The sequence below is a fragment of the Actinomycetospora endophytica genome, assembly GCF_021026375.1.
Lineage (GTDB): Bacteria > Actinomycetota > Actinomycetes > Mycobacteriales > Pseudonocardiaceae > Actinomycetospora > Actinomycetospora endophytica.
Map to the genome: position 1 here is coordinate 22,430 of NZ_JAJNDB010000001.1, position 25,376 is coordinate 47,805.

Annotated in this window: 24 protein-coding genes and 1 pseudogene; 12 read left to right on the plus strand and 13 right to left on the minus strand. The window is 70.1% G+C overall.

Annotated features, from left to right (window positions below):
* Positions 1–345 precede the first annotated feature (345 nt).
* Entirely contained in the window at positions 346–1,086 is a 741-nt protein-coding gene (locus LQ327_RS00135; protein WP_230729385.1) for a hypothetical protein, read from the minus strand.
* 354 nt (positions 1,087–1,440) lie between these two features.
* Here LQ327_RS00135 and LQ327_RS00140 point away from each other — a divergent pair, with 354 nt between their 5' ends.
* On the plus strand, positions 1,441–2,847 hold the full coding sequence (locus LQ327_RS00140; RefSeq protein WP_230732895.1) for an NAD(P)/FAD-dependent oxidoreductase: 1,407 nt from the start codon (positions 1,441–1,443) through the stop codon (positions 2,845–2,847).
* A 426-nt stretch (positions 2,848–3,273) separates the two neighbouring features.
* Here the strand turns inward: LQ327_RS00140 and LQ327_RS00145 are convergent, their stop codons facing one another.
* Positions 3,274–3,966, minus strand: a complete 693-nt coding sequence (locus LQ327_RS00145; protein WP_230729386.1) for an NAD(P)H-binding protein — start codon at positions 3,964–3,966, stop codon at positions 3,274–3,276.
* Between the two features lie 1,057 nt (positions 3,967–5,023).
* Between LQ327_RS00145 and LQ327_RS00150 the strand changes: the two genes are divergently transcribed.
* Together LQ327_RS00150 and LQ327_RS00155 are read left to right on the plus strand one after the other, a co-directional pair.
* Positions 5,024–5,188: a hypothetical protein gene (locus LQ327_RS00150; RefSeq protein WP_230729388.1), complete on the plus strand. Its 165-nt coding sequence runs from the start codon at positions 5,024–5,026 to the stop codon at positions 5,186–5,188.
* Between the two features lie 108 nt (positions 5,189–5,296).
* On the plus strand, positions 5,297–6,661 hold the full coding sequence (locus LQ327_RS00155) for a DUF1214 domain-containing protein (RefSeq protein WP_230729390.1): 1,365 nt from the start codon (positions 5,297–5,299) through the stop codon (positions 6,659–6,661).
* Between the two features lie 150 nt (positions 6,662–6,811).
* On the opposite strand, the gene LQ327_RS00160 is transcribed toward LQ327_RS00155, so the two are convergent.
* The 3 genes from LQ327_RS00160 to LQ327_RS00170 all read right to left on the minus strand — a co-directional run bounded on the left by LQ327_RS00160 (position 6,812) and on the right by LQ327_RS00170 (position 9,685).
* The gene (locus LQ327_RS00160) at positions 6,812–7,030 is read right to left on the minus strand and encodes a hypothetical protein (RefSeq protein ID WP_230729392.1); all 219 of its coding nucleotides are present in this window, start codon (positions 7,028–7,030) and stop codon (positions 6,812–6,814) included.
* 706 nt (positions 7,031–7,736) lie between these two features.
* Positions 7,737–8,792, minus strand: coding sequence for an amidohydrolase family protein (locus LQ327_RS00165; RefSeq protein WP_230729394.1), 1,056 nt, complete (start codon positions 8,790–8,792; stop codon positions 7,737–7,739).
* Positions 8,789–9,685, minus strand: coding sequence for a VOC family protein (locus LQ327_RS00170; RefSeq protein ID WP_230729398.1), 897 nt, complete (start codon positions 9,683–9,685; stop codon positions 8,789–8,791). Before LQ327_RS00170 ends, LQ327_RS00165 begins: the two co-directional genes overlap by 4 nt.
* Before the next feature lie 300 nt (positions 9,686–9,985).
* On the opposite strand from LQ327_RS00170, the gene LQ327_RS00175 reads away from it, so the two are divergent.
* Positions 9,986–10,327: a hypothetical protein gene (locus LQ327_RS00175; protein WP_230729400.1), complete on the plus strand. Its 342-nt coding sequence runs from the start codon at positions 9,986–9,988 to the stop codon at positions 10,325–10,327.
* A gap of 437 nt (positions 10,328–10,764) precedes the next feature.
* Here the strand turns inward: LQ327_RS00175 and LQ327_RS00180 are convergent, their stop codons facing one another.
* A complete protein-coding gene (locus tag LQ327_RS00180; RefSeq protein WP_230729401.1) occupies positions 10,765–11,481 on the minus strand; it encodes a winged helix-turn-helix transcriptional regulator in 717 nt (238 codons plus the stop codon).
* A 96-nt stretch (positions 11,482–11,577) separates the two neighbouring features.
* Between LQ327_RS00180 and LQ327_RS00185 the strand changes: the two genes are divergently transcribed.
* A complete protein-coding gene (locus LQ327_RS00185) occupies positions 11,578–12,312 on the plus strand; it encodes a DUF8737 domain-containing protein (protein ID WP_230729403.1) in 735 nt (244 codons plus the stop codon).
* 372 nt (positions 12,313–12,684) lie between these two features.
* Here the strand turns inward: LQ327_RS00185 and LQ327_RS00190 are convergent, their stop codons facing one another.
* The gene (locus LQ327_RS00190) at positions 12,685–12,939 is read right to left on the minus strand and encodes a site-specific integrase (protein ID WP_230729405.1); all 255 of its coding nucleotides are present in this window, start codon (positions 12,937–12,939) and stop codon (positions 12,685–12,687) included.
* Positions 12,940–13,914: 975 nt separating this feature from the next.
* Between LQ327_RS00190 and LQ327_RS00195 the strand changes: the two genes are divergently transcribed.
* Positions 13,915–14,457, plus strand: coding sequence for a cupin domain-containing protein (locus LQ327_RS00195; protein WP_230729412.1), 543 nt, complete (start codon positions 13,915–13,917; stop codon positions 14,455–14,457).
* A gap of 244 nt (positions 14,458–14,701) precedes the next feature.
* Here LQ327_RS00195 and LQ327_RS00200 read toward each other — a convergent pair whose 3' ends face one another.
* Both LQ327_RS00200 and LQ327_RS00205 read right to left on the minus strand, forming a co-directional pair.
* Positions 14,702–15,004, minus strand: a complete 303-nt coding sequence (locus LQ327_RS00200) for a putative type II toxin-antitoxin system PemK/MazF family toxin (protein ID WP_230729414.1) — start codon at positions 15,002–15,004, stop codon at positions 14,702–14,704.
* Positions 14,991–15,215 carry a hypothetical protein gene (locus tag LQ327_RS00205; protein ID WP_230729416.1) on the minus strand — a complete coding sequence of 75 codons (225 nt, stop codon included), beginning with the start codon at positions 15,213–15,215 and terminating at the stop codon, positions 14,991–14,993. Before LQ327_RS00205 ends, LQ327_RS00200 begins: the two co-directional genes overlap by 14 nt.
* A gap of 1,999 nt (positions 15,216–17,214) precedes the next feature.
* On the opposite strand from LQ327_RS00205, the gene LQ327_RS00210 reads away from it, so the two are divergent.
* From LQ327_RS00210 to LQ327_RS00230, 5 genes are all read left to right on the plus strand, one after another.
* Positions 17,215–17,583, plus strand: a complete 369-nt coding sequence (locus LQ327_RS00210; protein WP_230729417.1) for a hypothetical protein — start codon at positions 17,215–17,217, stop codon at positions 17,581–17,583.
* A 181-nt stretch (positions 17,584–17,764) separates the two neighbouring features.
* A complete protein-coding gene (locus tag LQ327_RS00215; RefSeq protein WP_230729419.1) occupies positions 17,765–18,007 on the plus strand; it encodes a PASTA domain-containing protein in 243 nt (80 codons plus the stop codon).
* Positions 18,008–18,588: 581 nt separating this feature from the next.
* Positions 18,589–19,047 (plus strand): SRPBCC family protein, encoded by a 459-nt coding sequence (locus LQ327_RS00220; RefSeq protein WP_230729421.1) that lies wholly within the window; start codon positions 18,589–18,591, stop codon positions 19,045–19,047.
* A 35-nt stretch (positions 19,048–19,082) separates the two neighbouring features.
* Positions 19,083–19,532: an SRPBCC domain-containing protein gene (locus LQ327_RS00225; protein WP_230729425.1), complete on the plus strand. Its 450-nt coding sequence runs from the start codon at positions 19,083–19,085 to the stop codon at positions 19,530–19,532.
* Positions 19,529–19,894 (plus strand): ArsR/SmtB family transcription factor, encoded by a 366-nt coding sequence (locus LQ327_RS00230; RefSeq protein WP_230729432.1) that lies wholly within the window; start codon positions 19,529–19,531, stop codon positions 19,892–19,894. The genes LQ327_RS00225 and LQ327_RS00230 overlap by 4 nt, the downstream gene beginning before the upstream one ends.
* A 373-nt stretch (positions 19,895–20,267) precedes the next feature.
* Here the strand turns inward: LQ327_RS00230 and LQ327_RS00235 are convergent, their stop codons facing one another.
* The 3 genes from LQ327_RS00235 to LQ327_RS00245 form a co-directional block, all read right to left on the minus strand.
* Positions 20,268–21,887: an MFS transporter gene (locus tag LQ327_RS00235; protein ID WP_230729433.1), complete on the minus strand. Its 1,620-nt coding sequence runs from the start codon at positions 21,885–21,887 to the stop codon at positions 20,268–20,270.
* Positions 21,884–22,054, minus strand: a complete 171-nt coding sequence (locus tag LQ327_RS00240) for a hypothetical protein (RefSeq protein WP_230729435.1) — start codon at positions 22,052–22,054, stop codon at positions 21,884–21,886. Before LQ327_RS00240 ends, LQ327_RS00235 begins: the two co-directional genes overlap by 4 nt.
* Positions 22,055–22,149: 95 nt before the next feature.
* A complete protein-coding gene (locus tag LQ327_RS00245) occupies positions 22,150–22,632 on the minus strand; it encodes a DUF1269 domain-containing protein (protein ID WP_230729437.1) in 483 nt (160 codons plus the stop codon).
* Between the two features lie 396 nt (positions 22,633–23,028).
* Between LQ327_RS00245 and LQ327_RS00250 the strand changes: the two are divergent.
* A pseudogene (locus LQ327_RS00250) lies at positions 23,029–23,388 on the plus strand (DUF7144 family membrane protein); the annotation flags it as partial.
* Between the two features lie 531 nt (positions 23,389–23,919).
* On the opposite strand, the gene glsA reads toward LQ327_RS00250, so the two are convergent.
* The gene (gene glsA / locus LQ327_RS00255) at positions 23,920–24,939 is read right to left on the minus strand and encodes a glutaminase A (RefSeq protein WP_230729447.1); all 1,020 of its coding nucleotides are present in this window, start codon (positions 24,937–24,939) and stop codon (positions 23,920–23,922) included.
* Positions 24,940–25,376 lie beyond the last annotated feature (437 nt).

Here is a 25,376-nt window from a genome sequence, read left to right on the forward strand (position 1 = left end):
GGGACGGGCAAATCTCCCGGGGCGGTTTCGCAGATAGCCCAGAACGCCTCAAGGGCAGCGAAACACGCTGCAACGCCGTCTCCAGCGTCCGGAATTTGTTCTCGCTGCCGAATTCGCTACCGCTGGGATTCTCAAGGTCGGCGCCGCGCGTCATTGGGATTGTCCCTGATCGGGTCACTTCTCGGCTGCGGCTTGGCCTGGCCTCTCTTGAGGACGACCAACCCTTCACGGTCATCAGCTTTGACGAGATTGGTGGGACCGTGTCCGGTCAAGCTGTCGCGATACCCCAGCTCGTCGGGGCCGCCCCGGCGGGGACCGCTCCCGGTGCGGGTTTCCGAACGCGGCCTAGGAGGACACGATCGCGGAGAGCCGGAGTCGGGCTAGCGAAGGACCTGCCCGCCCTGGACGGCGGACCAACGCCTCGAGCAGATCGGCGGGCTCGACCTGACGACTGCGACGAGCAGCCGCTACCTCGCGTGCGGTGGCGAGCACCCAAGCCGCGTCGATCCCCCAGTTCCGACTCGAGTTCTGCGCCGCCGCAGGATGCCGGTCGCCCGGGGCCGCGTTGCGTGTGGTGAGCATCCGTCGGCTCGACGAGAGCTCGATCCCCGCCCGCCACAGACGCTCGCCGACCTCTCCGCCGACCGACAGCAGGCCCAGCAGGACATGACCGGTGTCCACCCGCCGATCTCGCGATGCGCTCGCCTCCCACTCGGCGAGCTGGACCACCCAGGTTGCGTCCTGTCCCAGGCGGACGCCCGCTCCGGCTGCGACCGGCACCGCCGGACGCGTCTCCGACAGAACCTTCCCGGCCGGCGCTGTAGCCGTCCCGTGGATCGCGCGGTCGTCGGCGAAGGCGTCGACGAGTGCTTGGTAGATCGGGGAATCCTCGACCGTCACGTCCTCGACCGGAGCCGCGTCGAGGTCGACCCGAGCAACGTGGGCCTCCAGCAACGCGTCATAGATCAGCGTGCTGACGGGGTCACCGGGTCGAAGAGTGGAGCGCACCCTCTGCCAACGAAGTTCCTGCCATGGAGCGACGAACGGCAGGGAGTCGTCGGACCTCGACCCGGTCCTCGCGATCACGCTGCGTCAATTCCGCGGCCCGACCAACCGTGACCATGGTGGTTTCTGATGTCGGCGTGGGTGAACGCCACCGCGAAAGCAATGACCGTGCCGCGCCGGGCGAGCCCAAGATCATCATGGTGAGTGGATCTTCCCTCGAGTTGCGGTCCGCTGGTCCTGGTCGGATACCGAAGACCTTGTGCCGTCGGGTCCCTCGCTCGGGTAGCGGCTCTCGAATGTCAGCCCAGCGGGGCAGGCCGCCGCGCCTGCTGGCCATCTCCCTGTGCGGGGCCCGGGCAGTGTTCACGAGAATGACACGACTTGATGACGGGTTCGGTTTCGGCAGCGAGCCGTGGTCGGGCACGCTCTGCGGCCATGGTTTCCCCGGGGACTCGTGTCCACCATGGCTCCCATGAGGCGCGGCCGCCCCGGGTGGTGATCACCGGTAGCGGGTTCGCCGGATTCCACGCGGCCAAGGCCTTGGCGAGGCGGACCCGCGGCGCGATCGAGATCGTGGTGGTCAGCCCGACCAACTACTTCCTGTACCTGCCGCTGCTGCCCGAGGTGGCCGGCGGCATCCTCGAGCCGCGACGTATCGCGGTCGCGCTCTCCGATGCACTACCGGCCTGCGTGCGCCACGCTCCGGGCGAGGTCGACGACATCGATCTCGAGGCGCACGAGATCGGGTGGCTCGACCCCGAGGGCGTCGGGCACCGGATGAGCTATGACCGGCTGATACTCGCGGCCGGCAGCGTGCACAAGGTGATGCCGATCCCGGGGATCAACCAGTACGCCGTCGGGTTCCGCGGTGTCCCGGAGGCGCTGTACCTACGGGACCATCTCGTTCGGCAGATCGACCTCGCGGCGATGTGCGACGACCCGGCCGAGCGGGAAGCGCGCTGCACCTTCGTCGTGGTCGGTGCCGGCTACACCGGGACCGAGGTCGCCGCACAGTGCCAACTGTTCACGCGCGCCCTGGCCGCGAGCCGCGGGCTGAACCCGGACGACATGCGCTGGGTCCTGGTCAGCAGGGGCGAGGTCCTCGCGGGCCTGAACGAGCACCTCGCTCGCTCTGCCGACGCCGTGCTCCGCCACCGCGGCGTCGAGGTGCACACCGACACGACCATGGAGGAGGCCGGCGACGCGGAGGTACTGCTGAGCACCGGCGAGCGCATCCCGACCCGCACCCTGCTCTGGTGTGTCGGTGTCCGGGCCGACCCCTTGATCGAGAACCTCGACATCGAGCTCGACTCGGGACGGGTGGTGGTCCACGAGACCTTGCAGGTACCGGGTCAGACCGACCTCTACGCATGCGGGGACGTGGCCGCGGTTCCCGATCCCAGCCGGCCCGGCGAGCGCACCCCGATGACCGCGCAGCACGCCGTCCGCCAAGGGGCGCTCGCGGGCCGGAACGTGGCAGCCTCGCTGGGGCACGGTTCCTTGCGGCCTTATCGGCACCGAGATCTGGGGTTCGTGGTCGACCTCGGTGGCTTCAAGGCCGCCGCAGCACCACTCCACCTCCCGCTGACTGGGCTCCCCGCCAAGATCGTCGCCCGCAGCTATCACCTTGGCGCGATGCCGGGAAACCGGCTCCGCACCGCGGTCGACTGGACCCTCGAAGCACTCCAGCCCCGGCAGAGCGCCCAGCTGGGCCTGGTCCGCTCACCCGCGATACCTCTCGACACCGCCTCGCCGGAAGTTCCCCAGCACCACCTCGGCTTTCCCCACGTCGCAGGCGGAAGGCAGGCCCCAGACGCTGCCGCCACCTGGAGCCGAGAGTGAGTCCAGCAAAGGTCGGCGAGGCGAACTCCGGAGCCAGCGACGCGGGTTCCAGGGCGCTGGATCTCGGCTGCTCGCTGTAGCCAGCCCTTGCAGGCCCTGATCCTTCGTGGGACTCGTGGCCTCGACTGCCGCCGATCCGGTAGGTCGTGGTCGTGTGACGCGCCGGGCAGCGAGGGCCGCCGTTGCCTCTCCGCGCTCGACCGCTCCGAACGCCGAGGCTGATACCGACCGGAACGGTAATGACCCGGACGCGGAGGACGATCGGCGGGAGTGCGTCTCACCTACTCTCTGCTCGCCCCCGCCCTGGCGGCCCCCGCCCTGGCCGCCGCCGGCCTCGCCGCCGGTTGCTCCGTTCCCTCCGCCCACTGCAAGCCTTCGATGTCCGCTGGGCGGCGCCCGGTGGGGAGCCGGTAGCCGTGGTGCGGCTCAGGTGCAGTGAGGCCGCACGACCTGTTCGGCGGCGATTCGCTTGATTGTCCTGTTGGAGACGACCACGGGCGCGGTTCGGTCGTGTCCGGTGGCGACGGCGACGAGGGCGTCGGCGAGGCGGTCGACGCGCACGGAGATCGGCGCAACGAGCAGGGCTAGTGCCGGGTTGGTGGTGGTCGGAAGGATTCCGGCTGGACGGAAGCAGTGGACCGTCAAGAACGGGTGCTCGTCGGCGAGCGCGCGGAGGTCCTTCTCGGTGCGGCCCTTGATGTGGCGGGTGACCTTCTCCCACGGCAGTCGGCTTGTCTCGGTGGGATCGACGCCCGCCCCGGACAGGTAGCAGAAGGTGAACGGTCGCGCCGACGGCGCCGCGCCGAAGGTGATGGCGACCGCGGTGGCGAGTGCGAGGGTGAAGTCATGGGTGATGCGGGTGTAGAGCTCCGGGTCCTGGGTGTCGGAGTTCTTGCCACCGAGGGTCCAGATGCAGCCGGCGTGATCGTGGAGGTGGGCGACGAGCGCGTCGGGATAGGCGGCGAAGTCCTCGACGACGACCGATGCGACCTTCGGTGAGTCCGAAGTCACCGGGCGGCGGACCAGGCAGGTGACCGCGGTGACGGCAGGGTCGGCGACGAGGTGATCGAGGACTCGGGAACCGACGAAACCGGTGGCACCGGTCAAGACAATCTTCACGACGGTGTCCCTTCGTCGAGTTCCGCACCGACACAGTCGAGGACGGTGTCGACCCGAGGAAGGACGGTCGAACTGGTGGACGTCGGGCGCTCGGTCGACGCGCCCTCGCCCGTCGTGTCCTGAACGCCTCGCCCTCGGCTGTCGCGGCCGCCGGTCAGCATTGGCTGGGCTTGACCCCAGAGAGCTCGCCGTCGAGGCATGCCTGCCGTTGGATGTCCCCTGAGGACGGGGCCCGGCCCGCCGAAACGCCCGGGTCGAGGTAGCCCTGGTACTCCGAGCAGGCTGCGTTGAACACGCCCGCCGTCACGGCCCGGTGCCCGCACCCAGCGCTCGTGTCGACCGTCGACGTCCGAGCCGGGTGGCCGCTCATAGCGGTCGTTCGACGGGACGGCCTCGAGGTGCTCGAGACGGCCGCCTTGACGTGCTTGACCACCGTGGTCGCGACAGGAACGGCCGCCGCCGGAGCCGCCCGAACGGGGGACGCAGCGACCGCCGGCGCCGGCGCCGCCAGTGGCGCGATCGCCGTCGGGACGCCAGGGGCGGAGTCCGCCCCGAGAACGAAGGCACCGCCGCACGCAGCGGCCAGGGTCGCCACCGAAGCGGCGGCCACCATCACTCGACGTCGCTTCCAGGGCACCCGTCGGGCGGTGTGCCCTGGGACCCCGGCGAACCCCGATCCCGTGTACGCGGATGCGCTCAGCGCCGGCAGCGGAACAGTGGCCGCATCCAGCTGAGTGAGGCCTCGCCTCTCGGGCGCGGCGTGGCGTGCCCGGTGCAACGTGGCGTGCGAAGTACTCATCTCGTGTCCCCCCGACGGAACGTTCTCGCCGACGTCATCGGGGGCCGTCCGGACCTCGTTACCGGCAGTTCGATGAACGCCCGCCCGTCCCCGGGGCCCCGCAGGGCCGGGTCTCGGGCTGACCCGGTTCCTGAACGGCGTGACCTCAGAGCACGACCGTGACGTCCCACGACGCGGGCTGCAGACGAACGCCGACATCGGTCCGCTCGAGGCGCTGCGCGCTGGCTCCGAGCTCGCCGCGCTGCTGCGCGGGTGGCAGTGGCAGGCCGTCTTCGCGCCCGACGTGCCGGTTCGTCGTGGGATCACGTCGCGACCGCGCTCGGCATCACCGCCGAGCAGGCCCGGTCGGACTATCTCGCCGCCGTCGAGCAGCTGGAGCGCCACGGGCTCGCCGACGTCACCGCTCACCGCCCGGTCGACTGATCCGGGACCGGCGATCGACCGCGTCATCCGCTCTGGGTGAGGTCCGGCGCCGAGATGATGTCGACGATGACCGCTGACAGCCCACCAGCGAGCGGAGGACCACCCGCGATGTCGATCTCCCGTGCGTCTGCCGGCCAGAGAATCACCGCCTCGTGGGCCGCGGAGATCGGCCGCAGCGCCTACCTGTGGGGCTGGCCGCTGGTCAACATGCACAACCGGCGCACGTTCATGGAACAACTGCCCGGCCCGGGCCTGTTGGCCGGAATTGTCCATGCTGGGCCGCCGGGGCGGATCGGCATGCTGCACGACTACATCCGCCCCGAGGAGCGTGTGGTCGCCTGCCCCAACCAGGACGTGGCCTACGGCTTCGGAACCCTCGACGCCCACCTCGGCCCGTCGGTCGTGCAGGTCCCCGACTTCGGTGACCGGTTCTGGGTCTATCAGGTCGTGGACCAGCGCACCGACTCGTTCGTCCAACTCGGCAAGATGTACGGCACCGCACCCGGGCACTACCTGCTCGCACCCGCCGACTGGACCGGAGATGTGCCCGAGGCCATGGCGGATGTGTTCCGCTACGACACCAGGGTCGCCGTCGTCATCCCCCGGGTCTTCATGGACGACACCGACGCCGACCGAGCCGCCATCGTCCCCCTGGTCAACCAGATCAGCGTCTACCCGCTCGCCGAGTACGACGGCACCATGAAGTCCGTCGAGTGGACCGATGTCCCCACCGACGGCGGTGACGGCGCCGGCGGCGACACCGAGACCCAATGGGTCGACCCGAACACCTTCTTCGACGCCCTGGACGAGGTACTCGACGAAGTTCCCCCGCGGCACGGCGAGGAAGCCCTCTACGACTGGTACCGCACCGTGCTCGAGGCCGCCGCACGCGACGCCGACGTCGCCGCAGCGCTCCACCAGGCCGCGCTCGACGCGGACACCACCGTCAGCGAGCTGTTCGAGTTCCGGAACTACGGGCTACCGGTGGGCCATCACTGGAGCACCCAGCGCTGCGGGGCCGAGTTCGGGAGCGACTACCTGATGCGTACCGCCGTGGGGAAGTCGAACATCTTCGTCAACACGCCCAACGAGACCACCTACTTCTACCTCGACCTGGACGCCGACGGCGAGCGGCTCCACGGCTCGAACGTCTACACGGTGACCTTCGAGGCCGGTGCGTTGCCGCCGGTCCGCGGTTTCTGGTCGTTGACGGTCTACAACAAGCACCACTTCTTCCACCCCAACGACCTCGACCGCTACTCGCTGGGCACCAAGAACCAGAACCTCACCTGGGGCGACGACGGCTCGCTCACCCTCACTGTCGGCGGCAAGGCCCCCGACGGCCTCCAAGCACACGCCAACTGGCTCCCCGCACCCGACGAGGAGTTCACGCTCTACCTACGGGCTTACTGGCCCGACCAGACGATCCTCGACGGCACCTGGCAACCACCCGCGGTCACCCGACACCATTGACCGCCGCCCGAGGTCCGCCACTGCCGAATAGACCTCTCATCAGTCAAGGCGGCGCCGCCGGCGCCGCACCTGGCCCGCTGACCCTTCGGCCTTGCCTCCCGCTCCGCTCCGGCAGGCCGGGGCCGCGGGCCGACTACCGGTTGCGGAGGCTTACTCCAGACCCGAGGTCGAGCCCATTGGCAGGGTCACGAGAAGGCTCGCGGCCATCGCGGCGGGGCATTCGTAGCCTTCGACGACCTCGGCCTCGACCCACTGCTCGCGCCAGGTCCAGGTCCGCACCTCGCCTTCTGGTCCGAACGGTGAGATCTGAACCTGCGACCCCTTCACCCACACACCAGTGGCCCACGGTGCCGCGATAACCGGGCTCATCGCGGCATCGCTCCCTACCTGGGCACGCCGATGTCGTCGACACCGAGGGCCCGGGCGCACGCTGGGGAGCGGTCACGGAGAGAGACCGGAGCAACCTCCGTTTGCCTGCAGCCCGACCGGAGCCGGTCCAGCAGTCACTTGCGAAGCTCGCTCCGATGTTCGTAGGGAGCAGTCGCGACCGCTCCAAAGCGGCCCTGAGGAGAAGCTGAGGGGCAAAGTCTCTCTCGATCTTGCTCTGGGTGCGGGTTTGGGGGCGAACTACCGTCCACCAGTGCCTTGGGTGCGGCTTGAGTCGATCACCACGCGGCCAAAGTCGCTGGTAGCAGGCCTGGCCGACGGAAAGGACCGTCCTCCTAAAGCGGGTGCCGCAGGTTCGAATCCTGCCGGGGGCGCCCTCCTGACCGGCGGGTTTCAAGTACTGGTCCGACGCAGAGGGTCCAGGCGAACCCGGTGGACCAGGATCTGCATCGGCCTGGCCAGCCCGGCCAGCCTGGCGTACGGCGAAGGCGGCCAGGACGTCGAGGTCGAAATGCCCCGAAGCCGCAATTGCTCACGACCACGCTGGGCGCGCCCGGTGGCGTGTCAATGGTGACGATGAGCCGGTGGTAGCGGCGCATCGAGCGACGGCGGCATCGCGCGCTGCGGCGTACACCGCCCTGGCGAGAGCGGTCGTGCTGGTGGTGGTCATGAGGCAGTGATCGTGGCGCTACTGGCGGGTGGGGTCCACCAGACCGACCGCGGTCCGCACGATCCGGCTGCGCAGCGCGTCCTTGATCTCGGCAATGCGGCTGCGGTCGACGGTGGCTCTCGGCTGCCGGCCGAGGCGGGGGAACAGCGCGGCGGCGTTGTCGTGGCCGATCGCGGCACCGATCGACTGCCCGAACGGGGTGTGGGCGAGGTGCTCGTCGAGCCCGCCGGTGAAGTAGGAGACCGCGCTGGCCGGGGCGAAGGGCCAGTCGCTGCCGTAGAGAATCCGCTCGGGGCGGGCGAAGGCGAGCAGTGAGGGCAGCGCGGACGAGCTGCCGGACAGCGCGGTGTCGTAGTAGAAGCCGCGGAAGTCCTCGAGGGTGTCGCGCGGGCTGCGGCCGGTGTCGCCGGCCATGCCGACCGCCATCCGGTGGGCGGCGTAGGGCACGAACCCGCCGGCGTGGGAGAGGATCATCCGCAGGTTCGGGTGGCGGGCCACGACGCCGTTGCGGACCAGCAGGTAGGCCGCGCGGGTGGTGTCGAGCAGGAAGTCCGCGGCGAACGGCGGGATGCCCTCGACCGGCGCGGCCGGCAGCTCGGCGGGGTGGATGAACACCACGAGGTTGCGGCGGTCGAGCTCGGCCATGACCGGGTCGAAGGCCGGTTCGCCGAGGTAGGTGCCCTGGTGGTTGGCGAGCAGCACCACCCCGTCGGCGTGCAGGTCGTCGTCGGCGTGGGCGATGGCTTCGAGGGCGGCGTCGACGTCGGGCAGCGGCACCGAGGCGAACATCCCGAACCGCTCGGGTCGGTCCTTGACCAGTTCCGCATGGGCGTCGTTGAGCCGGGCGGTGAGCTCGCGGGCTTCGACGGGGTCGCCGAGGTGGGTCCCGGGGGTGGACAGCGAGAGGACGCCGGTGGCGATGCGGTGCTGGTCCATCATCGCCACCGCCGACTCGGGGCTCCACTCGGGCAGGGCCCGGCCTCCGGCTTCGGCGATGCCGTGGCGCTCGAGGGCGGCGACGTAGTCGCGCGGGAGGAGGTGCTGGTGGACGTCGATGCGTCCGGTGCCGGTCATGGGATTCCTCGTCCTGTGGTGGGTGTGACGGCCGGGGGAGGTTGGGTCAGCCGAGCCCGGTGGCCAGGGTGCGGCTGGCGGGGTTGTGGGCCGCGGGGGGTGCGACTTCGCGGACGTAGTCCTCGACCCCGGCCCCGGCCAGGGCGGGCACGACGTCTTCGGTGGTCAGCAGGGAGGCCGCGCCACGGCGGAACTGGTCGAGCTTGTCGATCACTGTCTGCCCCACGGGGGTGTCCCCACACGCTGATGCCCTGATGGGTGACCGGCTCCCAGGTCTTCTCGTCGACGACCAGCGGGTTCCAGCCGACCTCCCATTCGAATCCCGACGGGGTCTGGGCGTAGAAGGACAGTTCGCGGTCGTTGGTGTGCTGGCCGACGGCGAGCGCCATCCCGAAGCCGAGCTCCTGGACCCGCTGGTAGGCGCCGACCATGTCGTCGAGCTCGGCGACCTGGACGTTGAGGTGCTGGATGCGGGTGCGGATGGGGTTCAGGCGCACGCCTTGGGTGGAGGCGACGGCGATGGAGTGGTGGCGCTCGTTGACCCGCAGGAAGCGGATTTTGAGCATGATCCCGCTGATGGTCTCGTCGATGTAGTCCGAGAGGCGGGCGTCGAAGACGGTGTCGTAGTAGCCGCGCAGCCCGGCGGGTTTGGTGGAGGTCAGCGCGACGTGGCCCATGCCGCCTTCGCCGGTGACGAAGCGGCGGGTGCGCATCTGCAGTGGGTGCTCGTCGAGCAGCGGCCGAGTGAAGATCTCCTGGGCGAGGCCCTTGGGGCCGGGGAAGCGCAGCAGCCGCTCGACCTCGCTGCGGGCGGCCTGCTCGGCGCTGCCTTCTTCGACGGGGACGCCGGCGCCGCGCACGCGGTCGATGACCTGGTCGAAGGCGGCGGGCATCGCTCCCCGGTGGGCGCTCCTTCAATCAGCCAACCAGTAAATCGTGCTTGCTAACGGCATCTACGACCCACTTAAGCAAATCGGAGCGTGGTGCGGCGGTGTTCCTCCGCGACGAGGACCCCGCGACGTCGAGCGAATGGTTAACTTGCGGACCTCTCACCGTTCGGTTTCCGGATACGCGGCTCGTCGAGGAGGCGGCTTGTTCCGGGTGGGGATGAGCCGATTACTGTAGCGCTCTTGGGGCGCCCGAATCAGCAAACCAGCGGGTCCCAGCATACTGCCGCCCGCACATAAGGGTCGATGACGCCACTGTCGGGCGCTAGCGGGCTGGCCAGCCAGACGGACTCGCTGACTCAGGGGGAAGCGGCGATGGTCATGGACGATGATCTTCTGATGGGGATCGCGGGCGACGACGCCGGGGCGGTGACGGTGGTGGCAGTGCAGGGCGATATCAAATCCGCGGCACTGGCGCGACTGGCCAAATTGCTCGGTGCGTTGGCCGATGTGCCGGGTCCGATCGTGATTGATGCTTGCCGCGTGCTGTGCAGGAGCGGCGAGCTGCTGACCATGCTGAGGGCCTTCCAGGCGGAACGCCATGCCGGCGGTCAATGCTGTCAGCTGCTCGGGATGATCGAATCTTGAAGTCTCTGCCTCGTAGGCCGTGGCTGGTCCGCAGCTTCTCCTCGAGCGGCCAGGAGCCGGGTCTGCTGCGTCGCTTCAGGCTGTAGCGGGTGCGGCGACCGGGCTCGGTCTGGTCGAGCGGGGTCCAGGAGCACGCATGTCGGCTCACTGCGGAAACGCAGAGAGGCCCCGCCGAAGCCCGCTCACCGCGCCCGACCTGAAGTCCCAGCTTGCGAATGAGTGTTGGCGCGAGACCTCGAGGGCTTACCTTGAGTATCGGGCGCAGGGGCTCGGCCTCGGGCCACGCGGGGATGGTGACGCTTCTGCCACGAGGCGCATCGATGCCGGGCCTCTGCACCAGCGGGCTGCTCAGGCTCATCCAGTCGTCCTCAGCCTGCGCCCTGACCTGCGACCGAAGGCTCCGCCGGTCGCTGGCAGTTCAAGTTCTCGGTCGTCAGCTACGTGAGCCCGTTCGGCTCGATCTGCGGGTCGGTGGTGTCGTCCTGCTGTTGTATCGACTGCCCGAAGGCGCCGACCAGTCGGGTGAACCGGTCTAGGGCTTCGGGGTCGCCGTCGAGTTCGACACCGAGTTCGGCGGCCCGGCTCGGGTCGAGCATGAACGGCGGAAACGCTGCGGCGTCGGCGCGCAGGATGAGGTCAGGCGACCGGTCGGACGGGGGTGCGGCTGGGTCGTCGAGCGAGGTCAGCGACCAGCGCGCGCCGTCGCAAGCGACGCGGTAGATGCCGCCGCCGTCGAGGTGCAGTTCCCAGCACGCCGGGCTGGGGTCCTGTTCGGTGTGCTCGATGGCCAGGGTGATCGCGCGCAGCAGGTGCTCGGCGTGGAGCCGCTCACCGGGTCGGGGTGGGCGCGCGGCGTGGCGTTGCCCCCACCAGCTCAGGGCGTCGAGGGCGGGGGCCAGCTCGGCGCCGCTCGGGGTCAGGCGGTACCAGACCTCGCGGCGGCCGGGTTGGCGGTCGGCGGTGAGCACGCCGGCGTCCTCGAGTTCGCGCAGTCGGACAGTGAGGGTCTTGGGGGTGATGCCGCCGAGGCGATCATGCAGGTCGGTGAACCGTTTCGCGCCGCTGAGCAGGTCGCGGATCACCAGCAGGCTCCAGCGGTCTCCGACGAGTTCGAGCGCTCGGGCGAGCATGCAGAAGTGATCGTAGGTGCGCACGTTCCTGGCCACCGCCCCAGATTACTAGTTGACAGCTAGTATCTCTAAGAGAGTATCTTCGCGACACTTCAGTTCCTGGGGCCCGAGGAGGCAGTCATGTACGACCCCCCTAGTTACATCTGGGCGATCACCCTCACCGGGGTCATCGGCATCGCCGCCGCGACCTGCGGCCTGCTCTACGGCGGCGCGGTCCGCGCCGAGCTGGGCCGTCGGCGCGCGGCGCTGCTGGCCGGGGGCGCAGCGGTGGTGCTCGGCGGCTGGTTCACCGCAAGCGCGGTGATCGCCGAACACGGCATCTACGGCGGCAAGACACCGTGGTTGCCGGTCGCGTTCGCCGGGTTCCTGACCCTGTTGCTGGCCCTGCGCCGAATCCCGACCGTGACGCAGGCCCTGGCGGCGCCCGGCACCATGACCCGGCTGCCGCTGCCGCACACCTTCCGCATCGCCGGGGTGGGGATGCTGCTCATGATGGCCCTCGGCGAGCTGCCCGCACTGTTCGCGCTGCCCGCCGGTCTCGGTGACATCGCCACCGGGCTCGCCGCGCCGCTGGTCGCCCTGCGACCCGCCCAGGGCACCGGCCGCCGCCGCGCCCTGTGGTTCAACCGGCTCGGCACCCTCGACCTGATCGTGGCGATCATCCTGGGTGCACTGACCTCGTTCCAGCTGGTCACCGTCACCCCGGTCAACACCGCGATCACCGAATTGCCTTTGGCCCTGATCCCCACCTCCGCCGTGCCGCTGCTGCTCGTGCTGCACCTCACCGCGCAGTCCGGACTGGCGAAGCCCCCACGAACACCACAGCCCACCGCCACGGTCGCCGCCACCGCGTAACAGCGCAGCGGGTTCGCGGGGCCGCTTTCGCGCCGGCTCGCGCTCGGTGATGCGCGGCCGGTCACCGAGGGCCTCGGCAGGATCCGCTCGGCAACCGTCGCCCAATCGTCGGCTCGACACACCAGGCCATCGGACTTGCCCGCACCATGGCAGCATCGCGGACTTCTCCGGTGGCGAAGGCTCCACTGCTCTCACGACAACGGCCCGACCATCCAGGCGATGGTCGGGCCGTCTTGGTGCGGCTTGAGGCGCAATGCCGACCAGACGTGAACGGCCCGCCGCACGGTGTTCAGCCCGCGGGCTTGCACCCGGACGCGGAGGTTAGAGCCCTAGCTTGCCCGCGACCATCGCGGCGATCCTAGCGATGATCGGTCAGGTGCCGAGGTTGCTGGACGGGTTGGTGATCCGGGCGCGGGTGCCCTCTTCGAGGTAACCACGCATCGTCGACGCGGCTCGCCAGCGGCCGTGACGCATGATCTCCAGTTCGGGGTTGCCGCGGGCATAGGCCTCGGTGGCGAACCCGCGGCGCAGCGAGTGCCCGCCCCAGTCGCCCGCGAGTCCCATCGCGGAGGCGCGGGTGGCGATGGCGTCGGCGATCGCCCGGCGTGACAGCCGAGTCGTCCGCAAGCAGTCGTGGCCGTCAATCGGCCGGAACGCCGACCCCCGGCGCACCCGCGGCGACAGTCCGTCCAGAAAGGCGGTCCAGGCTTGCCACGCCGCCACCGGACAGAGAGCGCTCGAGGCCGCGGCGCTGTCATCGTCTCTTGATGCGCCACCCGAAGCTGACGGCCGGGGGCGCCACCGGTGGTGGCGGCGATCGCGGCGCAGTGGCAGCCGGCGCCGGCGATCCACACCGACGCGCCCTGGGCGGTCTGGTCGGTCTTGGACCGGTCCAGGGTGATCGTCAGGCCGTCGTGGCCGGCGGCATCCGACTCGACCCTGACGTCGCCGAGGTCCGGGGCGGCGAGCTCGGAGCGGCGCAGCGCCGCCTGCCACCCGAGCAGGATCAGCGCCCGGTCCTGCAGCAGCCGCGGGTAGCCGGTTTCCTCGGATCCGGGCCGGAACCCCGGGGTGGTGACCGGGTCCGGCCCGACCAAGCTCCGCACGGCCTCGGTACGCGCGGCAGCCTTCTGCTTGCCGGGCCGGCTGGTAGTGGGTCGGTCGGCGAAGTCGCGGCAGATCCCGGCCATCACCGCCCGGACATGGCTGTTCCGCGCCGGGTTCGGCGCCTTTGCTGCCTCGGCCTGATCGCGCACCGAGATCGAGGCCAGGTAGCGGGCGATGGTGGCCGGCCGCAGCCCTTCCCCCACGGTGATCTGCCCGTCGACGATCATCGTCTCGGGCCAGTCCTCGGGGCCGGCCGGGCGGGTCCGCGGGGCGGCCAGGTGCGCGAGGTAGCGGGTCCGTTCCTCGAGGAAGGGCGGTGCCCGACTGTCAGACATGGGTCGAATTGAGTGTCGCTCCTCCAGATCATGAGAGTGGGCTCGACGCCTCGAGAAGCTGGTGGTGGCTAGCTCCCGGTGGGCGACGGACCCGATCCGGAGCACGTCCTCCGTATCATGTGTGTGCTGTCCGGCCACTCCATACCACCCAGGAGCTGTCATGCCCGAGAGCCGCCGAGCATCCGTCCCACCTGACGACCCATCGCGCGAGCTCCGGATCGCCCGTCCTGACACCGACCAGGGCCTCACCCACCTCTGGCTGGTCGGGGACACCTACACGATCCTCGTCCGCGGTGAGGACACCGCCGGCCGGTACACCCTCATCGACATGCACGTGCCGCCGAAGGGCGGGCCGCCACCACACCGGCACGACTTCGAGGAGATGTTCACCGTCCTCGACGGCGAGGTCCAGGCCACCTTCCGGGGCGAGACGGTGGTCCTGCAAGCCGGGGAGACCATCAACGTGCCCGCGAACGCTCCGCACTCGTTCACCAACGCGGGTTCGGCACCCGCGCGATTGCTGTGCCTGTGCGCGCCCGCGGGCCAGGAAGAGTTCTTCACCCTCGTCGGGCAACCCGTCACGACCCGGACCGAACCGCCGGCCCCGCTGAGCCCGCAGGAGGAAACGGCCTTCCGCGCGAAGGCACAGGCATTGGCCCCGCGCTTCGACACCGAACTGCTTCCCCCGCCCGGTGTCGGTTGACGACAGGGCGCTGACGGGCCCCGGCGACCGGGTCCACACTCGGGCGCGGCACAGGAGACGGTGGAAGGAACCACGTCACCGACGAGCAGCGCCGCGCACTCGTCGAGGTGCTCACCCGCGACACACCGCTACCGGAAGCCGTACGGTCCACCGTCGGCCAGGTCCCCGGCGTCCGCCTCACGTGCGCGCTGGTCGCGGACGGGCACCACGTCTGTGACGACGTAGGGAACGGCCTCGTCGCAGACTAGAGCTCCAGTACCGCCCGTAGAGCATTGTCGACGTCGTCCATCTGCTCTGTGGTCGCTTCCCCCAACAACTCGGTGAGCATCGACCGCGGTGGACGATCAAGCAGCAACACCGACGCCCATCCCCACGCGGTCTCGATGGCCAACAGCGACTGCGGATCACTGTCGAGCACGTGCAAGGCGTAGCAGGTGGCGACGTCCTCGCTCTCGTTCAACAGGTCGGCCGAGACCACCAGCCGGCGGGTGGACTGCCCCTGTCTGCCGAGCAGACCGGAGTACTGCCAGACCTCACCGCGGCGCATCGTGAGCGGCAGCCGCCTCGGCCTGGGCGTCCTCGTCGTACCCGGGATGCTCGGCGAACCACCGGCCATGCGCCCGCAGTCCCTCGCGGAGTTCGTCCTGGCGGACCAGGCGCTCGAGGTAACCCGACGCGCCGCCCCTGGTCCGCGCACCGCACTGCCGGACCCGCCTCGCCACCGGCTCATCGAAGCTCACCGTGATGCGCTCACTCATGCACACCACAATACGCACCACCGTGCACGACCTCCACCGCACTCGCCCCGGGCCGACCATCACATCCCGCCCGTGACGACGCCCCACCCACGTCACGATCGGCGACCGGTCGCTTGTTCACCGCTCCGTGGCGGGCCACCCAGACCCTCACCGCCCGCCGACAACCACCACCACAAGCTCGAGTCCGCCCCGGGACACCGTGATACCGAGGCTTATCACGGCATGTCCTGATCGACACCGACGAGCCGGTGTGTTGGTCTCGATGTCATAGTCCGGGCGATACGGTCCTGCTGTCCATCTCGGGCTCGCCCACCTGGAGCCCGTACGACGGGTGTGGTCGAACCGGACATGGCCGCGCCTGGCTGTCGCGGCAGCCGGGGTCTTCCTGGTGGCCGGAGTGGTGACGGTCGCTGCGCTCGGGACCGCTCCCCCACCCTCGTCGGCGGCCGCTGGGCTCCCGGCCCTCGGCTCTTCGACCGTCCCGACGTCGGTTCCCCCGGCGGCCACACAAGCCCAGGTTCTTGGACGGCCCGATGCGAGCGGGACCTGCCGCGCCCGTCCGGCCCATCGCTCCGATACAACGTGCGCTGGTCGGCGAGCCGCTCGTAGCCCCGGGAGAACGAGTCCTAGCCTCGCAGGGTGCCCCTGGGAACCATGCTCACCGAGCTCCCTCTCGCGTGGGACAGCGATTCCCGACTCGTCGACCCAGAGATCCTCCGGTCGGCCGACGCCTTTCACCACAGGGCGACGGGGTCGATCGTCGCCTGTTACATGATCCGCGGCGCGTGGAGCGACACGGCGCTGACGGAGCTGCATGGCTGCTTCGCCAACGTACTGCCCGGTCGGCATAGCTCGCGCATCAAGCACTACGGCGAGGTCAGGGTCGCGGTGTATCTCGGGGTCACCCGCTCCTACGACGCCACCGCCGACGATGTGCCGTGGCTTGAGCACACAGACGACCTTGATGCCGCCATGGCCTGTTCAGCCTGGGCCTTGGACCGCGGATTTGCAGCGCTGAACCGTGGACGCCCTCGGGGCATCGCCGAGCACTCCGGTCTACCCGCGCCCTGCGACAGCGTCCTCCAGCGATTCCAAGTCGCTGATGAGGCACTCGGCGACAAATGGGCGCCCGAGGGCTTCCCCTACTTGAAAGGAATGGGGAACTCGTGGACGGCCCTGCGGGAGACCGCGCCCTTCGACATCCGCCACCGGCTGCACCCTGAGCAGCCGTTGGGTCTGCGGCGCAGGGGCGGTCGGCGAGCCACGTACGGTAGCGGCGCAGTCCCGCTCGCCGCGTCACCTGCTCGGCGAGCAGGGCGTAGGTCGGCTGGATGCCCGGGGCCGGTGCGCGTCGCGGGCGAGGCGTCGCAGCTGGCGGCGGACCTGCGAAATGCTCTCCAGCGAGGCGAGCGGCCTGTTCGACCAGGTCACAGGGCGCACATCGCCTGGTCGGGTTCCCGGCCGACCTGCCAATGGGCGGGCAGGTCGGCGGTGACGGCGAGCGCGGTCCCCGTCCCGACGATGGCGACGCCGCTCGCGCGCACGGGCTCAACGGTGGCCCGACGAGAGACGCCCCGGTCAGCATCGGCGGCCGCGGACTCGCGGTCAGCAGCTCCTGGGCGAGCTCGAGGAAGGAGGTCTCGCGGGCCTGCGTGCGGTCGTCGGTGGCGCGGCCGGTCATGGCTGGGCTCTCGTGCCCGCCGCCGAGAGCTCGACGAGGTTCACATGCGCGTCATCCGCCAGCTGCTCGGCGCCAAGCTGGACGAGCCGGGTCAGCGGTTCATGAACCCGTACGACACCATCGGCACGACGAGGATCAGTGTGTCGGTCTACGACCGGCTGTGCCGCCTGGCCGTGGTTGGGCGCGGTCCCCGTTTCGGGCCTGTCGGTCTCGGTCGGCCGACATCAGCGTGGCCGTCGACAGCGTCGGGTGCTCCCGGAGCGCTCCGATGGCCATCCGTGGTGCGGAGCACTACACGGAGCCGTTGCGACGGTTCGTGTGCGTCGGAGTACCGATCCGGGTCGCGAGCACCGTCGGCGCCACCGCCGCCAGCCACTCGGCGTCGTCCTCGCACTGCCGCGGCCGTTCCACCGGGACGTCGCCCAGACCCGGCCCGCGCAACTTCAGGCGGCGGCTCCGACACAGCCGGTCGGCCACCACCGATGGATCGACGCGCTCGACGTCGACGACCGGTTCGTCCGCCCCGCCGCCAACGGACTCCCATCGGCCAGGTACGGCCAGCAGGTCCGCGACGCCATGCGCACCGAGTGGACCAACGGAGTCGAGGCCCACTTCGACGAGGGCGCGGCCGGCGCCGGCCGGTTCGCCGATGGCCGTGGCCGACACGGCGACTTCGCCGCGATCTGAGTCGGCAGGAGGGGCGCCCGACCGCCCGGACTGCGGCTGACGCGTCGTCGCCGCGGCCGGCCCCCCAGCTCACCGTCCAGGTGCCCCGGGACCGCAGCCCGGGTTCGGAGCGTCCGGCGGTGACTCCCGCGCCGGCTATCTGGACGCCCAGGCTCTCCGCGGCGCGGGTCGAGGCGAGGTCGTGCTGGTCGCGGGAACACTCCTCGGTATCGCCATCAGCACCAGCGGCCGGGTGGAGACGACCGCAGCCGCGGCCTCGAACACGAGCGCTGTCCCGTTCAACCCCCAGTCCTATGCCATGAAGGACTACCGGGGCTGGACTATGGAGGGCGCGATCAGCGACCTCGACTCGCTGGGCTTGACCATGTCGCTGGAGGACCAGTCAAGCGCCAACCAACGTGAACGCCGGCGGTGGCAGCGCTGATTGGGGTGCCCGGCGCCGGGTTCTGCAACGTGACGATGGTCAGGGCCAGAGCGCGACCTGCTGTGATCCAGGTCCGTCGATCAACCCAAGCTCCTGTTGCCCGGCGGCCGTGCGCAACTCGACCTCATGTCCCGAGACGACACCGGCCTGTTGATCACCGCGACGTCTTCAGCGGCGGTCGCATTTGCTTCCGAAATCGGTTTCGGGACGGGACCTCCGGTCCTTACGGTAACTGTCGGCGCGGGCGTTCGACCTCGGGTCTCGCGGGGATGGTGACACTTCCGCCACAAGAGCATCGAGGCCGAACTCCCGCGCCGTCTGGCACTCGCCTCTGCCGATCACTCACGGTTCGACCGTGGGATCCCTCTGGCGTCGGGAGGACCCAACCGGGGACCCCACACCGACGCGCCCGGGCCCAGCGGAACGAAACAGGCGCCGGCGTTCCTCGGCTGCGCCGCTGGCCAGCGGGCTGGCGACCATTCCTCGCGACGCGCAACGTCCGGTTGCGCATCAGTCGGGACCGGGCCTAGCCTGACCTACGCGCAACCTGTAGTTGCGCGTGGCCTGCCGAGGAGTGAGACATGGAACAGATCGTCACGACCACCGAGACGCTCGGCTTGGAAAGGCAGGTCCGCTTCGCCGCGCCGCAGCAGACGGTGTACCGGGCGCTGACCACGGCGTCGGGTATCTCGGGGTGGTGGATGCCCACCAGCGGTTGCGGGGAGCACGGCGGCGAGCTCTGGCTGGACTTCCCGCCCGGCCCCGGCGCGATGCACGTCGACCTCGCCCAACCGTCGTCACGCGTGCAGTGGACCGTGCTGCGCTGCGACTTCCTGCCCGACTGGGTCGGGACCCGCATCCGGTTCGAGCTCCGCCCCGATGGGGACAGCGGCAGCATGCTCGACTTCCGCCATGAGGGCCTGACCGACGAGCTCGACTGCTTCGAACAGTGCCTGCAGGGGTGGGACTACTACCTGGCCAGCCTGCACGACCTCGTCGACACCGGCGCCGGTCGACCGGGTGATCGACACCGCCGGTGACCGGCACGGTCCGCCACCCACTCGGGGAGCCTTCGATGGTCGCGATAGTCGAGCAGGAGATCTGGATCGACGCTCCGGTGGATGTCGTCTGGCGTACTGTCACCGAGCCCGAGCTCGTGACTCGCTGGTTCGCCGAGCAGGTCGACGTGGCGCCGACACCCGGGTCGGACGGGACCCTGACCCTCGGGCGTACCGCACCGTCCAGGACGGTCCGGGTCACCGTGCAGTCGGTCGACAGGCAAAGTTCGTTCTCCTACCGCTGGCTGCACCCCGAAGGCGCACCGGCCCGCACCGGCAACTCGGTGCTCGTCACGTTCACCCTCACCGCGGAGCACGACGGCACCCGGCTAAGGGTCGTCGAAACCGAACTGGACGCCATGGGCTGGTCCCGTGACGAGCTCGACGGCTACGTCAACGAGCACACCGCGGGTTGGGCCGCCCACCTCGGCCGGCTGCGGGGCCAACTCGTCGGGCAGCGACCGTGACCGACGCCGACGATCGACTCTGGGCGGCGGTCACCGAACCCGGCCGGCGTGGTCTCCTCGACGTCCTGCTCGCTCGCGGCGAGGCCACTCCGACCGCCCTCGCCGCGGAGCTGCCGTTCACCCGGCAAGCCGTCTCCAAGCACCTCGCGGTGCTGCTCGGAGCGGGGCTGATCACACGACAACGCGAAGGCCGGGAGGTCCGCTACGCAGTCGAGCCCGATCGCCTCCACGACGCCACCCAGGCGATGATCACCGCGGCGAACCGGTGGGATGCGCGCCTGAACGCGATCAAGGGTCTCGCCGAGTCTCTGCACCGCGCCGACCCAGGTTCCGAGCATCACCGGGCTCCACCACCGCGATGACCCGGACGGTCTGACCAGTGGCTCGCGGCGCGACCGCACTGGCGCTCGGCGCCCGCCGGACGACCATCTCGAGCTGCTTTTCCGACACCGGGCCCGAGACGGGACATGTCACTTGCGGGGAGCGCCCGGGCGACCGCGACGAACATCAGCGCCTTCGTTGGATAACGCGAACGTCGGCAATTCCGAAGACCATCGCGAGGGGCTGACCGGGCCCGTCTCGGCCGGGTCGGCGAGGCTGAGCACGGAGAGCTACGAGAGGCCGCACCCGCCTCGAGCGCCGCCGCTGGCTCCGGGCGTGCGCCGCCCTACCGTGACGTGTTGGGCGCGCGGGATCACGACGAACCCGTACCGCTGTCGCGGTTGACTCTTCCTCTCACGCCGGGGTCGTGACGTTCCGGGGCTCCCGCGGTGGCGTCACGGCAGGTAGCGCGGCGGTGGCCAGCAGGCTCGCCAGCGCCACGGCGGCGGCCGCGAGCATTCCGGCCCGCAGGGCCTGCAGCTGGGCCTCTGCGTAGCTCTCGACAACGGCGACAGCTTGATCGGGTGGCACGCCGGACGCGGTGAGCGCGGCCTCTGCTTGGGCCAGCGGGACGAAGTCCAGGCCGCCGGAGATGGCCACTCCGGTCTGGCCGGCGAGGTCGGCGGAGACGCGAGGGTCGTCGCTGATTCCTCGGGTGACGGCGGCTCCGAGGGCGGCGATGAGCACGGAACCGACAAAGGCGGTACCGAGCGATGAACCGAGGTTCTGCGCGGTGTACTGCAGCCCGCCCGCGGCACCGCGGTCGTCCTCCCCGACGCTCGACTGGGCGATGTTGCCGAGCTGGGCGGCCAACAGGCCCATCCCGATCCCGAGCAGAGCGGTGGCGCCGGCGAAACCCACGTCGTCGAGCTGCGGCTCGACGCTGGCGAGCAGCCACAGGATCGCCACGAACAGGATGCCGAACCCGAGCCGGACGGCTTGCCGGGGTGCAAGGACCCCAGCGAGCCTCGGTGCGGCGAGGGCAGTGATGAGCATGGTGGCCGAGATCGGCAACAGCCGCAGCCCGGTCTGGAAGGCGTCGAGCCCGAGCACCACCTGCAGGTAGAGCGGGATGGAGAAGAACAGTCCGAGCAGCACCAAGTTCTGGGCCAGCAGACACCACAGGGCGGCCCGCAGCGGAGGGACCGCGGTCAGCGACCATCGGATCAACGGGTCCCGCCCGACGGCCTCGCGATGGCGCACCCAGGTCCGCAGAAGGGTCAGCACCACGAGACCGGCGGCCACCACGAACAGGGTGGGCGCGAAACCGAGCAACGACAGGCTCGGATCGCGCGGGCGTAGCCAGCCCCAGGTCGTGCTCTGCAGCACACCGAGTACGACCAGCGCGATCCCGAGCGCTGACAGGGCCGCGCCGACCAGGTCGAGGCGGGGTCGTGGCCCCTCGAGTGGGGCGTCGTCGACCCATCGCAGACCCACCAGGATGAGGGCCACCAGCACGACCTCGCCGGCGAAGACCAGCCGCCAGCTCAGGTAGGTGGTCACCCAGCCGCCGAGCAGCGGCCCGACCGCGATCCCCGCCCCGGCCAAGGCGCCGACCACCCCGTAGGCCAGCGCCCGTTCACGTCCTGCGGCGTAGTTCCCACCCACCAGGGCGGCGAGCGCCGGCAGCACGAGGGCGCCCCCGAGGCCCTCGATGATCGACCAACCGAGGGTGAGCACCCCGACGGTCGGGGCGAGCGCGGTCAACAACGACCCGATCCCGTAGATGACCAGACCGGTGGCAAAGATTCGCCGTCGGCCCATCGCGTCCCCGATCGCGCCACCGGTGAGCAGGAACGCGGCCATGATCATCGTATAGACGGTGATGACGCGCTGAATGGTGGTCACGTCGGTGGCGAAGTCCGCCACCAGCTGACTGATCGACACATTCATCACCGAGGTATCGAGCACCACCAGGAACTGCGCCGCCCCGAGGGCGACCAACGGCATCCATCGCGCGGTGCCCACCGTCATCGGGCCTCGCGCCCGACGATCACCGTGACGGTGAGCGCCCCCCACATCGCGATGAGCACGACCGGACCCAGCGCCGGGATATCGACCGGGACCCGGCGCTGCAGGTCGATCGCGACCGCGGCATCGCCCGAGATGTCACGGCTCTCGGCGGTGCTGGACCTTCTCACGATGCCTCGCGCACCACCGTCATCCGATCGCGATCCGTGGGAGTACATGGGTGGTCGGTTCCTCGTCCTCGCTCGAAGGCTGCCCCGGACCGAGGTCAGGCGAAGCTCTCGCGCAGGGCGTCTTCCTGGTCGGCGGACAGGTTGGTCTGGATGAGCTCGGGCTGGAGGTCGCCGAAGGCCTCCTGGACCTTGTCTGGCACCGCGTCGAAGGTCAGCGCGAACAGCGCCGAGGTGCCCGGGGTCACCTGCTCGCGGAGTCGGCTGATGAAGTCGTCGTCGATCCCGACGTCTCCGAGTGACCCGACCGCGGCGCCCAGCGCGGCGCCCACCGCCGCGCCGAGCAGCGGGACGAAGAAGATCAGACCGAACAGCAGGCCCCAGAACATCCCGCCCGTCGCCCCAATTCCGACGAGCGGTTGGAGCTGGCGGGTCGTGGGCTTCTTCGCGCCCGGCTTCCAGGACACCGTGGCCGCGTCATGCAGCTCGATCAGCCGTTGATTTTCCAGAGACTTCAACGTGCTGACAGCGGTATCGGCGCCGTCGGACGTCGCGAACTTCCACACGGTCAACGTGGCCATCTGCCAGACATCCCTTCGACCGAGGATCATTCGCTGGCCAGTCTCGCCACGGACCGCGCGCCGTGCCTCACCTAGCGCGGGTGAGACACGCCGACGGCCCCGACGCCGGCACCATCGATGTGTGCGACATCGGGCCAACGCCCAGGGCGCCCAATTCCTCCGACCATCCGGGCGACGAGCACCGGCCGTAGCTCGTCCCCTCAGGATGAGGACGCGCTCGCTCGGGGGGCCGATCGTGAGCGCTGGGTCCCACCGGTCGTTCGCAGCTCAGAGGAGACCACGATGACCGAGCAACAAGCGCCGTCCACGTCGGCACGGTCGATCCCCTACCCCCGTGCCGCGGACGAGTCGAACCCACGCGGTCCCACCCCGGCATGAACCGGATGGGTTCGTTTCGGTGGCGTGCTGATGGCCGTGGTCGGTGGGTTCGGCGTGATCGAAGGTGTGCTGGCCCTGTTCCTGCCCACGACCTACGTGCAGGGGAACGGGGTGGTGGTTGCATTGACCTTCATCGGCTGGGGCTGGCTGCACATCGTGCTCGGGGCGCTCGTGCTCATCGTGGGCCTGAGTCTGCTGCGCGGCGACGTGCCGGGCTGGGCGCGCGGCACCGCGATCGTGCTCGTGGCGCTCAACGCGATCGTGCAGCTGGCGTGGCTGCCCGCCTACCCGGTCTGGTCCATCCTGATGATCGTGCTGGACGTGCTGATCATTGGGGCACTCCTCGCGACCGGGGACCGGGCCGCCTGGTCGGGGTGACGCTCGGCGTCTCGACGTGGCGATCGCCCAGCCCCATCGGGCTCTTGGCGGCGGGTGTGTCGGGACCGGTCGCGGGTGGTGCTGACCATGCCGCCGAGCGGGATCACCACCACCCGGGCGCTGCCTGCCGCCGCGGCCAACGATCGGTTCGATCCCGTCGAGCGGGCCGAGATCGTCGCCGCGGCCGGCTGGGCGGTGCGGGCGGTCCAAGAGGACGTCCTCGAGCGGGCTCGGGGACGCCCGCTCGCCGCGCCTCGGTGGGCGGACGCGGACGTCACCGAGCCGTTGCCCACGACCCCGGGCGAGCTCCACGCTCGGGCGAGGTCCGCCGAGCCGAGCCGGGCCGGGCCGGGTGCTGAAGGTTGGTCTGGCGCCGTTCGAGTCGTGATCCTCCCCGGGACCGCTGTGCCGGGGGCGAGCGCCCAGGATCTTGGGCCTGCGAGTCGGGCTCGGTTCCGATCTCGGGTATGCCGTCCCCCGGGCACCCTGCTCGGAGGCGGATGGACTCCTTCGGGCGCTTGTGGTGTCGCGTCAGGTGAAGACCCGTCGACGCGGAGCTGCGAAAACGTGCAGCCCGAAGTTGGTCGACAGGTCGCGGCAAATGTTGACGCCGCGGACGGAGTTGCCGTGGGCGTCGAGCCCGGGCGAGTAGACCGCGATGCCGATCCGTTCGGGGATGGCGGCCACGATGCCGCCGCTGACGCCGCTCTTGGCCGGGATGCCGACGTCGTAGAACCATTGGCCGGCGGCGTCATACATTCCACAGGTGGTCATGACGCTGGTGACGTCGCGGGCGTGCTCGGACGGCATCGCCGGGTTCCCGGTCAATGGATTCGTGCCTCCGTTCGCCAGCGTCGCGCCCATCACCGCGAGCTCATCGGTCGTCACCATGACCGAACAGACCGACAGGTAGACCAGGATGTTGTCCTCGATGTTGCCGTGGAGCATTCCCAGCGAGCGCATCAGGTAGCTGGTGGCAAGGTTGCGGTCGTTGACCTTGAGTTGTTGGTCGAGGGTCTCGGCGTCGACGTGCAGTTCGGTGTTGCCGGAGAACAGGCGGAGCCGTTCGAGCAGGCGTCCGACCTTCTCCTCCGGGGTGCGTCCGCGGATCAGGCTGGTCGCGACCAGAGCCCCCGCGTTGACCATCGGATTGTGCGGGCGGTTGCGCTCCTCGTCGAAGCTGATCGAGTTGTAGGGGTCACCGGAGGGCTCGACACCGACGTGATCGAGGGTGGCCTCCCGTCCGTTGTCCTCGAGGGCGAGGGCGTAGGTGAAGACCTTGGAGATCGAGTGCAGCGGGAACCGCTGCTCGCAGTCGCCGACCGAGACACGCACGCCCGAGACGTGCACACCGGAGAGACCGAAAAGGTCGGTCCACGATTCAGCCTCGGGTGGGTAGAACGAAACGATCTGCTCGACCGGCAGCCCCGCGTGGCGCCGGTGCAGCTCGTGGATGCGGGCGCGCACCGCCGCCGGGTCGACGTTCTCGGCCCAGGGCTCGGGCGAGGGCGGGCCGGTGCCCGGGCCCGTCGGTGATGGGGTCGTGGACACTCCGCCGCCTCACGGTGCTCGTCACGCCGGGGACCGGCCCTCGAGGTCGTGCCACCCCTCCGCGAGCATCGGCTCCGGGTCGCTCGTCAGACTCCCCTCGGCCGCGGCTGCCCGCCTCATCCGTCGCGGATGAGCCGGGCGGGCCGAGGCGCTGCGGCGAACTGGTCAGGTCTATCTCGGACCAGCGGACCAGCGGATGCCGACGCGGACGGCGTCGCGCGCCTGCCCCTGGCGTCCCACCGATGCGGCCGTTCCCACCCGGCACGCGGAAACGTGGCGAGCATCAGGGGTGCACCGAGCGACCGCCCGGATCCCCGGGCTCGCCAGGGCGCTCACGTCTTGCCGGCGAGCTCCGCAGAGATTCGGTCGCGCAGCCGATGGCGCTGGATCTTGGTGGCCGACAGAGGCCACTCGAGCTCGGCGCCCTCTCACGGTTG